We start from the raw sequence: 13,821 nt of genomic DNA, 5'->3' as shown, positions 1-13,821 counted from the left end.
GACACAGGACTGTACTGACCAGCCGCGCAATCAGAGCATTTTTTCCTTGCAAAGCAGACGTCATACACACAGGACAAGCCGATGATGGGCATGGATTACTCCAGGATAACCGAGTCCGGCACTTCGATTGCAGGCTTGAATCATTCCGCAATGACCAATGCCAAGGACCAGGGTGACACATTCTATGTCCCCGACAGCAGCCTGACACCAAGTCGGCCAATGGCGGCAAATTCCTCACCTTTGACGACGTTCGGGCACGCTAACCGCGCTACAAGGATCGGCCCGCCACCCGCGAGATCGAGCCGCGCCTGCCCGGCAACATGAGACGCTGTATCTGGTCGATTAACGGCAAGAAACTGTCCGATGGAGAGCCGATAGTAGGCCCACACGGCATACTGGATCACGACACGTGGGTAGAGGAAGCCCTAGAGGCGTAGGAGAGAGGCCAGTACTTTTTTGTTTGCTACCCTCAACCGCATACGCCAGTAACTTGGCAATGTTGTTTCAATACCCCGCGGACTTAGATTGAAGCGAGTGACATTTACACAGCGCTCGCGATGATTCTAGGTGAAAACTGGTGACGTCTATCGCTGATGGATGGCCTTCGCATCTGTGCCACCGACACAGAGACCACGGCGTCAGCAAACGCTTCAGTGCTACCGTGAGGTCAACGGTTGGCTCTCACCTACGCTACTGACGCTGCCTTCGGTTGGGCACGCAGGCAACTCTAGTTCTTCCGATGCACTTTGAATCAAGCGAGTTTCGAGTAGTTGCCCATTCTGATAGAGAACTGGATACGCAATGGATGCGATATGGCTGTTGAACTCCCGGAAAGCCCGCAAGGTCTCCAGATGTATATCGCTGGTCTCGAAGCTTTCGGTTGTGCCATGTTGCAACCGGCGCAGGTGGCGTTTGCGACTATCCCGCTCGATGCGCTTGATTTCCGCCTTTTCCAGAGTCAGGAGCCGCGCGCTTGCCAAATCGTCTGAAATGAGCACGTTCGATGCCAGTTTCATGTTAGCAAGAACCCCTTCGTGCAGTTGAGTAAGTTCTGTCCAACCCTCTCCGGAGAAACTCAGACGCTTTGCACGCATTTCCCTTGCCAATTCGGTCAGGCGCTTGGCGACCACGTCGCCCGCTGTTTCAAGGCGGATCGCAAACTCCATAAGGTCACGTGCGGTTTTTGCATCTTGTTTTTCATATCGATCCGTGGGGATTGCCGCAACAAACGCACGAATACCCGACAGGCACCGGTTTACGTCCTCATCCATGGCCTGAACCGAACGAATCTGTTCCTTGTCGCCGCTGCGGTACAGTTCGAGGGCTGGACGGAACATGGTTTCGACAAGGTCGCTCATCCGCAGCAATTCACGCTTGAGGCTCGGCAAGGCCTGACTGGGGTTTGCGACATTCTCCATGACCAATGCACTGGCTGGTCGTGCGGGCTGCGTTTTCTGTTCCCTTACCTCATCTGGAAAGAGCTTTTTGAAGACGCCCTGCAAACGTCCGCAAAACGGAAGGGCAAGGAGCAGCAGCGAAAGGTTAAACGCGAGGTGCGCATTGATCAGCATCTGGCCCCCTTGCGGGTCACCCAAAAGCCCGGTCCGCAGGGCCAGGTTTGCCGCGAACAACGTCACCACAGCCCAGCTGCCACGCAGCGCCAGATTGGCATAGGGTATGCGCCGGCCGGAAAGGGGCATCCCCCGGGCCAGCCAGACCGGAATGAAGGTCGAGCCGAAATTCGCGCCCAGGACCAATGACATTCCAGCGGCAAATGGGATCGCACCGATCTGCACAAGCGTCACGCACATCAGGATGGCCGCGACCGAGGAGTGCATGACAAAAGCCAGCGCCGCTCCGACAAGAAAAGCCGTGATGTAGTCCCGGGCCAGATAATCGGCAATGGCAGGCAAGAACGCACTGTCGCGGATGGGGTCCATCGCCTGGCGCAGGAACTGGAGCGAAATCAGGATGAAAGCCACACCCATCAGGATGCGCCCAAGCTGCCGCCCTTTCTTGCTTTCGGTCTTGACGAACAAATAGCCGCCGACTGCCAGCAGCATCGGGACCAGCCAGTCCAGCCGGAAGGACAGGATCTGGATGATCAACGCCGATCCCAGATCGCCACCCAGCACGATCGCCAAACCGGTGGGGAAACTCAAAATTCCAGTCGCGGCAAATCCCGACGACAACAGCGCCACAGCTGCCGAACTTTGCAATACGACAGCCATCATCAAACCTACCACAGACGCTTGCAGGTAACCGCGTTGGCGGGTCATCACCCGCTGGAACGACGCGCCATAGCTACGTTCTATTCCGGTGCGGACCATGCGCACCGCGTAGAGCAGTAACATGGTTGCCCCGGCCAGTTTGATCAGGAAGGTGACAATGGCCATGTTTCACTCCGGTATCGTTGTTGGCTTGGTTGACAGTTGTTCCGGTACGAAAGTTTGCAAACAGGGCGGGCAACTCCGACAACGGCAACAAAAGAGACGGTTCCGGTCGGTTTCGCCGTAACCTATCGCGTTGTTCCGTCGTCTCTGTTGCCAGACCTTGTGGGCGTTGAAGCCCCGCGCTGTTTCATGCCGTTCGGCCAATGAAGTCAGGCTGGTCAGGTTTCGTCCTTGATTGCAGCAACAACAATGTCGATCGCCTGATCCAAATCGGCTTTCGAAATTGTCAGCGGTGGTGACAGCGTCAACACGCACCCCTGGCTGATCTTGTAGCTCAATCCCGCTTCCAGACAGGCATAGTAGATCCGTTCGGCCCGCGCATTTCCCGGCGTTTTATCAGCGCGATCATCGACGATTTCGATCCCGAACATCAGGCCTCTTCCACGGATGTCACCAACGATGGGGACGTTCCCTAGTTCCTCCATCAGGCGCCCCATGGCGTGCTCGCCCAGTTCGGCCGAGCGGTCAACCAACCCCTCATCCTCGATGATCTGAATTGTCGTCAGCGCGGCCCGAGCCGTGACGGGGTTCTTTTCATGCGTGTAATGCCCAATGGCAAAATCTCCGCAAACATCCAATTGTCTACGAGCGACACAGGCGGCAATGGGCAGGATGCCTCCGCCAAGTGCTTTGCCAAGTGTCACGATGTCCGGGATGATCTCATCATGTTCAAACGCGAACATCTTGCCGGTCTTGCCAAGACCGGTCGGAATCTCATCCATGATCAAAAGTGCACCGTGCCTATTGCAGGCCTCTCGCACCGATTTCCAGAAGCCCGGCGGCGGCACATAGGGAACTGCGCGCATGGGCTCGGCTATGACCGCCGCAACGTCCCCTTCGCGTTCGAGAACGTAGTCGACCATTTTCGCGCAGGCCAGCCCGCAGGTTTCAGGGCCCACATGATTGTAGGGGCAGCGATAGCAGGCAAAGGGCGCCACATGTTCGGTTCCGGACAACAAGGGTCCGGCAATGTGACTGCGAAATGTCGCTTCTCCTCCGACGCTTGCCGCGCCGAAACCCGCACCGTGAAACGCGTCCCAGAAGCTGACGGTCTTGAACCGTCCTGTTGCGGCCCGCGCGATCTTGAGAGCAACCTCGTTGGCATCGGAGCCACCGGTGGTAAAAAGCACTTTTCCAAGGTCGCCGGGCACGATGTCCGCCAGTCTTTCGGCCAGGTTCACAGCCGGATCATTGGTGAAGCGACGGGGCGCAAAGGGAAGATCGTCAAGCTGAGCCTTGATCGCTGCAACCAGACGGGGATGACCGTATCCGATGTGGTGCACCGAGTTGCCATGGAAGTCCATGTACCGGCGCCCTTCCATATCCTCGATCCAGATGCCCTCGGCCTTGGCAATGGTGCTGACACAAGGCGAAGAGAGAGACTGATGCAGGAACACATCTGCGTCGCGTTTCAGCAGGGGTGAAGACTTCGGTCCGACGGACTTTCGCAGCCATGCTTTGCGAGCTTCGGATGTATTGGATTCCCCTTCAGTATGGACAATCTGTGGCATGCCTGCTCCTCTTTGCAGTCATCAAAAATGTGCGGACCCCGGAAGGCCCGCCAGTACCAGGGAGGAACCGTGATGCCCTTTCCGCCACTGCGGAAAGGGCGGAGAGTTTAGTTTGGCCAGGGCAACGAGTATGTCTTCACGTTGGTGAAGAACTTCATCGCCTCGATAACGCCTTCCTTTACGCCATTGCCAGAGTCCTTGATGCCGCCGAAGGGGGACATCTCGATCCGGTAACCTGGCTGTTCCCAGATGTTGCAGGTGCCGACATTCAGGCCGTTGATATATGCGATCGCGCGATTCAGATCGTTGGTGCAGACGCCCGAGGACAGGCCAAACGCGGTCGAGTTCGATATCCGCATGACCTCTGCATCATCATCCGGCACCCGAACAATGGGCACGATCGGACCAAAGGTCTCCTCCATCACCAACTCGCTGCTGTGCGGAACCTTGTCGACGACAATCGGAGGCAAGAGCGCGCCTTGCCGGCCCGGGTGATAGAGAATTTCGGCGCCCTGGGCCTCGGCCATGTAGACACGTTTCTCGAACAGTTCTGCCGCCTTGTCGTGGATGACGCAGCCAAGTTCCGTTTCGGGGTCCTGCGGATCGCCGAATTTAATCTTTTTCGCCTTTTCCACAACCATCGGCACAAACCGATCCGCGACGCTTTCCTGTACCAGGATGCGCTTGATCGCGGTGCAGCGTTGGCCGGAGTTGCCGGTGGCGCCAGCCACGGCAATCGCGGCGGCCTTTTCCAGATCGGCATCGGACAGGTCGTTCAGCACGATCAGCGGGTCGTTCCCGCCCAGTTCCAGAGCCTGCCGCTTGTAGACGCCCTTTTCGGCAATCATCTTACCCACCGGCACACCGCCAGTGAAGGTGATGATGTCGATGTTTTCATTGGTGATCATCTCGTCGCCAATATCCTTGGGCCATCCCGTGACCACCTGGAACATCTCTGGCGGCAGCCCTGCCTCGTACAGGATATCGGCCAGGGCAATACACGTGAGCGGGGTCAGTTCCGTCGGCTTGCAGACCATGCAGTTATTGGTTGCAATCGAGGGCGCGATCTTGTGGCTGACCATGTTCAGCGGGTGGTTGAAGGGTGTAATGGCGCTGATCGCCCGAACAGGCTCGCGCATGGTAAAGATCTTGCGCGCCTTGCCATTGTGGGTCAGGTCGCAAGAGAAGATCTCGCCATCGTCCTTCAGCGCCTCGGCCGCGGCGAATTGATAGACGTCCTGCGCGCGCTTGGTCTCGTAAATCGCGTGCTGGTGGCTGATGCCAAGTTCCAGCGTCAGCCATTTGGCCAGCCACTCGCGTTTCTCGCCGATCAGTTCGCCCGCCCGCCGCAGGATCTGGCTGCGCTCATACCGGGTAAGCTTGGGCTTGTAGTTGGCCGCGATTTCAAACGCCCTGCGCGCATGTTCCGCAGTCCCGGCAGGCACATGGCCCACCACCTCGTTCGTATAAGGGTAGAGGACCGGTACGGTTTCGTCGGTAAAGACGACCTCGCCGCCGATGCGCATGCCTTCGTTTCGAATTTCGATTTTGGACATGGTTTGATCTTTCATGACTTACTGCGCCGCTGCTGTAGTGGCATAGAAAAAGGCATCGAAATTGCGCAACACAGGCTGGTTCGGCAAGTCGATGACCCGGTTCACAATGAATGGAACCTCTTGTTCGGTCAAACCACCATGGCTGCGTAGCGGCTCTTTGAGTGCTGCCAGATCATGGCGATGCTCGGATGTGCCGATGCAGATGTTTTCACCAGAGACCATCACGATGTCACCAATGCGGTCACCCGGCAACTCGAAGCGTTCGATTGCTTCGGCCTTGGTCAGCACGTGCGTGATTCCATCGGTTGCCTTGAGCTTGCTGATAATGTCGTCCTGATCCGCGCCATCAGGCAGATAGGCAGTTGCGAACGAGCCCAAGGCGCCGTGGTGCACGACATAGGGGTCGGTGATCGGAAGAATGACCCGGGCCGCGTCCTTGCCCAGCCATTCGTCCATCAGGTCCTGCACGTAGACCACGCTGGGCGAACCATCGGCGTGATGTTTGGGTTTCATCCCGTGATCGGCGGTCACCACGATGGCGGCGCCCAGCTCGTCCAGCTCGCCCAGATAGCGGTCGAACATGGCGTAGAAATCCAGAGCACCCTTTTGATCCGGCGCAAACTTGTGCTGGATATAGTCGGTGGTCGACAGGTACATAACGTCCGGTTTGAACTCTTTCAGCAGCTTGACGCCCGCCGCAAAAACGAACTCGGACAGTTCGGCCGAGTAGACTTCGGGCACGTCCATGCCCAGCCACTTGCTGGCGTTGTCGATACCGTGTTCCACCATCGTCGTTTCACCGGAACGCTCGGAGGAAAACGCGACCGCCCTGCCCTCGTCGAATTTCAGCCCGGCCCCAAGCAGCGCGCGCAGTTTGTCCTTGGCGGTGACCATCGCCACGCGGAAACCCGCATCGTAGAACTGGGAAAAGATGGTCGGCGCGCGCAGAAACCGCACATCGTTCATCATCACTTCTTCGCCGGTGTCCGGGTCGATAAGGTAGTTTCCGCAGATTCCGTGGACGATAGGCGGACGCCCGGTGGCAATCGACAGGTTGTTGGGGTTGGTGAACGACGGGATAACGGAATGCGCCAGCCGGTCGGTGCCCTCTTCCCGCATCCGTTTCAGGTTGGGCATCAGTCCTTTTGCAATCGCGACATCAAGGTATTCAGGCTCACATCCATCAAGGCAGATGGCAATTGCGGGCACTTTGGGTGTCGGATAGATGCGCTCGTTTGCTACGACAGGTGTTTGGATAGTCATCTTTTTTTCCTTGATGTTTAGGCGGCCAGCTTGGCGCGCTCTTGCAGTGCCCGGAGAGGAGGAGCAGCGCTGGTAACGCCCATTTCTTCCAGAGATTCCTTTGCAGCGCTCACGACTTTGCGCATGACGTGTTCGTCCATTTGACCGATACATCCGACGCGGAAGCTGTCAACGACGGTCAGTTTGCCCGGGTAGATGATGAACCCCTTTTCTTTCATCAGCTTATAGAACTGATCGAAAACGAATTTCTCATCATCAGGGCAGAAAAACGTGACGATGATCGGGCTCAGCCAACGATTGTCGAGCAATGTCTCGAAGCCGAGTTCGCGCATGCCAGCGACCATGACATCGCGGTTGCGGGTATAGCGTGCGCCCCGACCAGCAACACCGCCTTCGGCGGCGTGTGCGCGAAGCGCCTCGATGAAGGCAGCAACCACATGTGTCGGAGGGGTAAAGCGCCATTGACCGGTCTTGTTCATGTGCGCCCATTGAGCATGCACATCCAATGACAGCGAGTGACTGTTGCCCTTTGCGGCCTCCAATTCACTCTTGCGCGCGACGATGAACCCAAAACCTGGGACGCCCTCGATGCATTTGTTTGCCGAGGACACCATTGCCTCGTATCGAATTTCGGTGGGCTTGAGCTCGATTGCGCCAAAGGCCGACATCGAGTCGATCAGAAGCTTGCGCCCTGCTGCGTAGGTGACTTCTGAGATCTCCTCGACAGGGTTCAGGATACCCGAGCTGGTTTCACAGTGAATGGCGACGACATGCGTAATGTCGGGATCCTCTGCGAGAATGCGCGCAACTTCGTCTCCCCTCGGCGGCAGGTAATCGCCCTTGTCCAGAACGATATGTTCGCGCCCCAGATACTGCAACGTCTGGGCTGAACGTTGTCCATACGCGCCATTGGCCAGGACCAACGCCTTTCCGTTCCGCGGAATGAAGGAGGCCAGCATGGCTTCGACAGAGAACGATCCGCTGCCCTGCATCGGGACGCAATCGAAGTCCGCGCCGCCTTCGCCAAGCAACGCCAGAAGGCCGGAACGCACCTCGCGCGTCATGGCGCGAAAGTCATCATCCCAGCTGCCCCAGTCCCTCAACATGGCCTGCTTCACCGAATAGGATGTCGTCAAGGGACCGGGCGTCAGAAGGTATGGTTCACCCAGGCGAGGCTGTTCGATTTTGGGGATGGAAGAGGTCATAACCAGGCTCCAGAAAGGCGATTTCACAAACACAATTGCAGCATCGAAAGCTATATGTGAAATTGCAAATATCAATCTAATCATAAGCGCAGCCTATGTGCTGAACATCGGAGAATCACGGTGCGACACAGCCAGCTCAAAGCCTTTCACTTTGTGGCCAAACATGGTGGTTTTTCCCGCGCAGCGGAGGCGCTTTTCCTGACGCAGCCAGCGATTTCCGAGCAGGTTCGCAAGCTGGAACAGGATCACGATCTCTTGTTGTTCCAGCGCGAACGGAAACGCGTCACCCTGACCCCGGAAGGTGAACAACTCTTTCGGTACACAAAGCAGTATTTCGAGATCGAGGATCAGATCGAGGACTATCTTCTGGAAACCAGGGCCGCGATTGACGGCGAACTGCGTATCATTGCCGACTCGGCACATCACTTGACGCCCTTCCTTGGCGCATTTCAGAAAAAGTACCCGAAGATCACGATCACTGTCCGATCTGGAAACACCGAGGAAATTCTGGAGGAGCTTCGCTCCTATAACGCCGAAATCGGCGTTGTCGGGAGTTTGTCCCCTGGCAAGGACATGGATGTTCTGAACCTGGGATCCACCGAAATCGTGGCCTTTGCGGCGCAGGGCCTATTGTCGGCGTCCAAGCCCACCTTGTCGCTGGAAGAACTGGCCAAACTGCCATTGGTGTTCCGAGAAGACGGTTCCAAGACGCGCCAGAAGTTGGAAGAAGAAGCCGAAAATCATGGGATCACGTTGCGACCCGCAATTGTTGCAGAGGGTCGCGAAGCCGTTCGGGAACTTGTGGCTTCAGGCGCTGGAATAGGGTTCGTTTCCGAGGCCGAGTATGGCCATGACAACCGCCTTAGGCAGATAAAACTGAAGGGCATGAAGCTTCAGATGGGCGAAAGCATGATATCCTTGTCACAGCGACGAGACGTAAAGATCGTTCGCGCCTTCATGGATTTTGCCCGGAATGAGCTCAAGGAAAAAGGAACCCTCGCCGGCGCTTGACCGGCGAGGGTTTGGTGCGGTTCACGAAAGCCGACGGCCGTTTCCTAGCGGCTTCGCCAGGCCTGGGTGCGCGTCAGAATACCTTTTGAGGCTATCAGGTGAATGATCCGGGCCGCCGCATTGGTATAAAAGATCATCATGCCCATCGCCGCCGCCGGTGCGATATCCCCGGCGTCATCCATGTTCAGCACCGCAATCGAGGCAAGAGTGGTCTTGGGCGAGTACAGGAAAACCACCGCCGACACAGTCGTCATCGCATTCACGAACAGATAGATCGATATGTCCAGTACAGCCGGAAGGCATACCGGAACTGTCACGCGCGCAAACAGTTTCATTGTTGGCTGCTTGAGCGATGCGGATACCGACTCGAACTCCTTGTCCATTTGCTTCAGCGCGGTAACGGCAGTCAGGTGCGACACCGTGTAGAAGTGTGTCACTGTGCAAATCACCAGGATTGCCATTGTTCCGTAGATGCCGTTCAGCGGGTTCGACGGGTTGTTGAAGAAGAAGATGTACGACAACCCCAATACCATGCCCGGGATGGCCATCGGCAGCATCGCGAACATCTGGAAGACTGATCGGCCCAGTTTGAACCCGTTCGATTTTTCCACCAGGTAGGCCCCAAAGAACACGACAGTCGTTCCGATGACAGCGGTCAGGAAGGCCAACTTGATCGAGTTGAAATACGAGCCCCAGCCGCCACCGTCCATCTTGTTGAAGTCATAGTTCTTGAGGCTCAAGCTCAGGTCATAGGGCCAGAACTTGATCAACGCGGCGAATTGGCAAACAGCCAGAAGACCGACGATGAACAAGCCGACAAGGCTGCAATAGATCAGAAAAATCCGGTCGGCTTTCGGGTTCGGAGATGCCTGGTATGGAACAGAACGGGCAGAAAGCAGCGCCACTTGCTTGGACTGAACCATCCGGTCGATGGCAAAGGCCAGGATTGCCGGGATGACCAGAACGACCGAAACCACGGCGCCCATCTCAAAGTTCTGCTGACCGATTACCTGTTTGTAGATATCCACGGCAAGCACGTTGAATTGGCCGCCGATGACTTTGGGCAAGCCGAAATCGGTGATCACCAAGTTGAACACGACAAAGGCGGCGGAGATAAGGCCGTATCGGGCACCGGGAATGGTCACTGTCCAGAATGTGCGCCAAGGTGTCGACCGCAAGCTGGCCGCGGCTTCATACAGTCGTGCGTCGGATATCGCGAGCGCTGTCGAGATGATCAGGAATGCGTGCGGAAAGGTAAAGAAAACCGATCCGATCACAATGCCGATGGGGCCATAGATACTGGCGCCAAACAGCAACTCCTTGAGCATGCCCTGATTGCCGAACAGGTAGACCAGCGCGATACCCGGCAAGAGCGAGGGAACCAGGATTGGCGCCATTGCGATCAGACGGAATACACCTTTGTACCGCATGCAGCTTCGGTTCAGCGCATAGGCAAACCAGAAGGCCAGTGTGACCGTAACGATCGTGCTGACAACCGAGATCCAAAGGGAATTCTTGATCGAATTGAACAGCGCCGGGGTTGAGAAGTAGCTGACGAAGTTGCCCATCCCACGCGATTGGACCGGCCGCATCTGCACCCGGCGGAACGTGTTGGAATCGAGCTCGACCCAATCTGTGCCTTCTTTCAAGGTCGACCCGATCAGAAAGCGCCCCGCATCTGTCGTATTACGGATCTGGTACATGACCGGACTGCGAAAGTTGAAGTCCGGAAAGAAGCCGGTCACAGGCAAACGCCCGTCCGAACCCGTCACCAGATCGGCGTCGGCAAAAACCTTCATTTGCCGGTTCAGTTCCCCACCCGAAAGGATGGTTCCATCGAAAACTCCGGCTTCGTCACTGACCTGGAACTCATATTGGGATGGCTCTACCCGATAGGTCGAGAATGACTTGGAGAGCATTGTGTAAAGAGGCAGTGCCAGCGTCACGATCAGATAGAGCGCGATCACCATCATGCTTCCACGCATCAGCATGTCATCGCGGCTGAGCTTGGGCTTGATATCCGGGCCAGCAGGCAGGGTCCCGGGATCGGTCGAAATCAAACTCATGCCTTGGCCTCCGGAACATCAAATGCCATGAGCCGGTTCTCGGGGAGTTCGATCACCATGCTGCACCCCTCTTCTAGCCCGAGGCGACGCACGGCATTGATCGAGAAATCGGCAATCAGCTCTGACGATCCAAAGCGCTTGTTGCTCAGACGGCAGCGCCAGAAAGACCCCAGGAATTCCATTTCATCGAGGGTGACCTCGATACAGTTCCGGTTGCCGCCGGTGTCCAGATAACCGGGTTCGTGGGGAATGATATCTTCGGGGCGAATAGCCGCGATGACCGGAGTCCCATCGTTGAATTTGTGACTAAGGCAGGCAAAGGTCTTTTCCCCGATGCTCAGACGTCCGCCCTTGGTGACCTGCGACTTAACCTGGTTCATCTCGCCGATAAAGTCGGCCACGAACAGATTGGCCGGAGCCCGGTAGATTTCTGTGGGCGACCCCACCTGTTCGATCACACCGTGGTTCATGACCACGATGCGATCTGCCATGGCCAGAGCTTCTTCCTGATCATGGGTGACCATCACGGTGGTCACGCCCAGCTTGCGCTGCAATTCCTTGATTTCATGCCGCAAATGGACACGCACCTTTGCGTCGAGCGCCGACAGGGGCTCGTCCAGCAACAACAGGCCGGGCTTGGTCGCGATGGCGCGCGCCAGCGCAATCCTCTGCTGTTGACCACCCGAAAGCTGGGCCGGGTACTTCTTGCCCTGGTCGGGCAGGCCGACCAGGTTCAGCAATTCGTTCACGCGGACAGCGATTTCAGACTTGCTGCGGCCCGTGTTTTCAAGGCCAAAGGCAATGTTCTTTTCAATCGTCAGGTTCGGGAACAGCGCATAGGATTGAAACACGATCCCGAAATCACGCTCGGAAGGGGGCAGGTTGGAGACGTCCTTGCCATCCTGCATAACAGTACCCTTGGTCTGCAAATCCAATCCGGCGATCGCCCGCAGAAGAGTGGTTTTACCGCAACCGGAGGGGCCGAGGAAGCAAATGAATTCGCCCTCGTTGATTTCAAGGGAGATGTCCTTGAGTGCAAGAAAGCTGCCGAACGCTTTCCACACATTCTGGATGCTGAGATACATTTCACCGGGTGGTGTTTTCTGAAGCACGGGAGGAGTCCTCACATCTGCACCTCGGGCACGACCGATCCTGGCCGGTCCGAACCGGGTGTATATTCTGCGTTTTGGGGAACAGGAGAGTGGCGTGCAGGAGCGGCCAAAACGCCGCTCCTGCCAAGGTGGTTATTTCGCTTCCGACTTTCCGTCATAGCGAGACTGCCATTCCTTCAGGATTGCTGCACGATTGTTGGCAGCAAACTCAAAATCGTTGTCGATCATCGCGTCCAGAAGGCCCTCGGGGAAGTGCTCCACTGGTTTCGCAATACCGGGATAGGCCACAACGGCGTAACCGACATTGTACATCATGTTGGCCTCTTTGGTGACCGAGAAGTCGACCAGCTTCTGAGCGGCTTCCAGATTTGCGGTGCCGGCCACGATGGCGGTTGCCTCCATATCCCAGCCCACACCTTCGGACGGCACGATAATCTCAAGAGGCGCGCCGTCGGCCTTGGATTTGGCGCCGCGGAAAGCAAAGGAGATTCCGATCGGGATTTCGCCTGCTGCCGCCAGCTTGCAGGGTTTCGAACCCGAGTGCGTGTAGCGCGCAATGTTTTCGTGCAGCGCGTCCATGTATTGCCAGCCGCCTTCTTCACCAAACAGTTGCAGCCAGCTGGACACATCAAGGAAACCCGTGCCGGACGAGTTCGGGTTCGGCATGATCACTTGATCTTTGTACATCGGGTCGGTGAGATCCTGCCAGGATGTCGGCGGCTTCAATCCGGCCTTTTCTGCCTCGACCGTGTTGTAGCAAACCGCTGCCACCCAGGCATCCATGCCAACCCAGGATGGCGGATTGTCACCGTCGACAAACTTTGGATCCAGGTTTTCGACCCCTGCAGGCGCGTAAGGCTCCAGCATGCCTTCGGACTTGAGCAGCAACAGCGACGTGGCCGCCAGCCCCCATACAACGTCGGCCTGCGGGTTGTCCCGCTCTGCCAGAAGTTTGGCGGTGATAATGCCGGTCGAGTCGCGGACCCAGTTGATCTTGATATCGGGATAGCTTTGGCTGAACGTCTCCGCGTACCGGGCCAAGTCTTCGGCCTCGACGGCGGTGTACACCGTCAATTCCGTTTCCGATGCCGCAACCGTCGCGGTCAGCGCGCCGACGGCCAAGGCTGCAAGAAATGATGTCGTGTGTTTCATTGTTGTCCTCTGTTGGTGATTTCTTAGGGGTTCGCCATTCTTGTGCGGCGATTGAATTCACATCTGTGCGCTAACATTGTGACAGATAAACACCTCAAGAAAAATCGATTATACCTTCGAACTCATAGGCTGCCCTTATGGATGGGGTCTTTGCAGTTCTGAAACCCGATGTCGAAGCCATGTGAGTACCGGCATTCCGTTCCCGGTCGTGGATGTGATACTCCCACCGGGGGTACAGACCCCAGTGCGGTCCTACCGTGCCCTCCAGCAATGCAAAAAGTTGGCGCGCAGTCGCGATCAGCGCTGTTGTGGTGAAGGTCCAGCATCATGTGAGCCAGGTGGAGCAGTGTTGGAACGTTCTTGGGCAGGCCCGCGATGGATTGCGTTTCCCGGTCTCGTCCTTTTCAAACAGAACCGGCTCTGTTGCACAAATCCTGAGAGGGATTCATCTTGTGAATCCAGCGTGGTAGCTGTGCTGCATGAGCAGACCCA

9 protein-coding genes are annotated in these 13,821 nt (G+C 56.8%); 1 reads left to right on the top strand and 8 read right to left on the bottom strand.

The window, feature by feature from the left end:
* Positions 1 to 656: 656 nt before the first annotated feature.
* From OEZ49_RS22520 to OEZ49_RS22500, 5 genes are all read right to left on the bottom strand, one after another.
* Positions 657 to 2,396 (bottom strand): Na/Pi cotransporter family protein, encoded by a 1,740-nt coding sequence (locus tag OEZ49_RS22520; protein ID WP_263390393.1) that lies wholly within the window; start codon positions 2,394 to 2,396, stop codon positions 657 to 659.
* A 215-nt stretch (positions 2,397 to 2,611) separates the two neighbouring features.
* Positions 2,612 to 3,964 carry a (R)-1-hydroxy-2-aminoethylphosphonate ammonia-lyase gene (gene pbfA / locus OEZ49_RS22515; protein WP_263390392.1) on the bottom strand — a complete coding sequence of 451 codons (1,353 nt, stop codon included), beginning with the start codon at positions 3,962 to 3,964 and terminating at the stop codon, positions 2,612 to 2,614.
* A gap of 107 nt (positions 3,965 to 4,071) precedes the next feature.
* The gene (gene phnY, locus OEZ49_RS22510) at positions 4,072 to 5,520 is read right to left on the bottom strand and encodes a phosphonoacetaldehyde dehydrogenase (protein WP_263390391.1); all 1,449 of its coding nucleotides are present in this window, start codon (positions 5,518 to 5,520) and stop codon (positions 4,072 to 4,074) included.
* Positions 5,521 to 5,538: 18 nt separating this feature from the next.
* Entirely contained in the window at positions 5,539 to 6,783 is a 1,245-nt protein-coding gene (phnA, locus tag OEZ49_RS22505; protein WP_263390390.1) for a phosphonoacetate hydrolase, read from the bottom strand.
* A gap of 17 nt (positions 6,784 to 6,800) precedes the next feature.
* Complete coding sequence (locus OEZ49_RS22500; protein ID WP_263390389.1) at positions 6,801 to 7,988, bottom strand: 2-aminoethylphosphonate--pyruvate transaminase; 1,188 nt, start codon at positions 7,986 to 7,988, stop codon at positions 6,801 to 6,803.
* Between the two features lie 120 nt (positions 7,989 to 8,108).
* On the opposite strand from OEZ49_RS22500, the gene OEZ49_RS22495 reads away from it, so the two are divergent.
* Positions 8,109 to 8,999: a LysR substrate-binding domain-containing protein gene (locus OEZ49_RS22495; RefSeq protein WP_263390388.1), complete on the top strand. Its 891-nt coding sequence runs from the start codon at positions 8,109 to 8,111 to the stop codon at positions 8,997 to 8,999.
* 44 nt (positions 9,000 to 9,043) lie between these two features.
* On the opposite strand, the gene OEZ49_RS22490 is transcribed toward OEZ49_RS22495, so the two are convergent.
* From OEZ49_RS22490 to OEZ49_RS22480, 3 genes are all read right to left on the bottom strand, one after another.
* Positions 9,044 to 11,065, bottom strand: coding sequence for a putative 2-aminoethylphosphonate ABC transporter permease subunit (locus tag OEZ49_RS22490; RefSeq protein WP_263390387.1), 2,022 nt, complete (start codon positions 11,063 to 11,065; stop codon positions 9,044 to 9,046).
* A complete protein-coding gene (locus OEZ49_RS22485) occupies positions 11,062 to 12,177 on the bottom strand; it encodes a putative 2-aminoethylphosphonate ABC transporter ATP-binding protein (protein WP_263390386.1) in 1,116 nt (371 codons plus the stop codon). Before OEZ49_RS22485 ends, OEZ49_RS22490 begins: the two co-directional genes overlap by 4 nt.
* Before the next feature lie 132 nt (positions 12,178 to 12,309).
* Positions 12,310 to 13,329: a putative 2-aminoethylphosphonate ABC transporter substrate-binding protein gene (locus OEZ49_RS22480; protein ID WP_263390385.1), complete on the bottom strand. Its 1,020-nt coding sequence runs from the start codon at positions 13,327 to 13,329 to the stop codon at positions 12,310 to 12,312.
* Between the last annotated feature and the right edge of the window lie 492 nt (positions 13,330 to 13,821).

Source organism: Ruegeria marisflavi, from assembly GCF_025673445.1.
In the GTDB taxonomy this organism is placed as follows: Bacteria; Pseudomonadota; Alphaproteobacteria; order Rhodobacterales; family Rhodobacteraceae; genus Ruegeria_B; species Ruegeria_B marisflavi.
The sequence above is the reverse complement of the archived record's forward strand: the minus strand, read 5'-3'. Positions and strand labels throughout refer to the sequence as shown.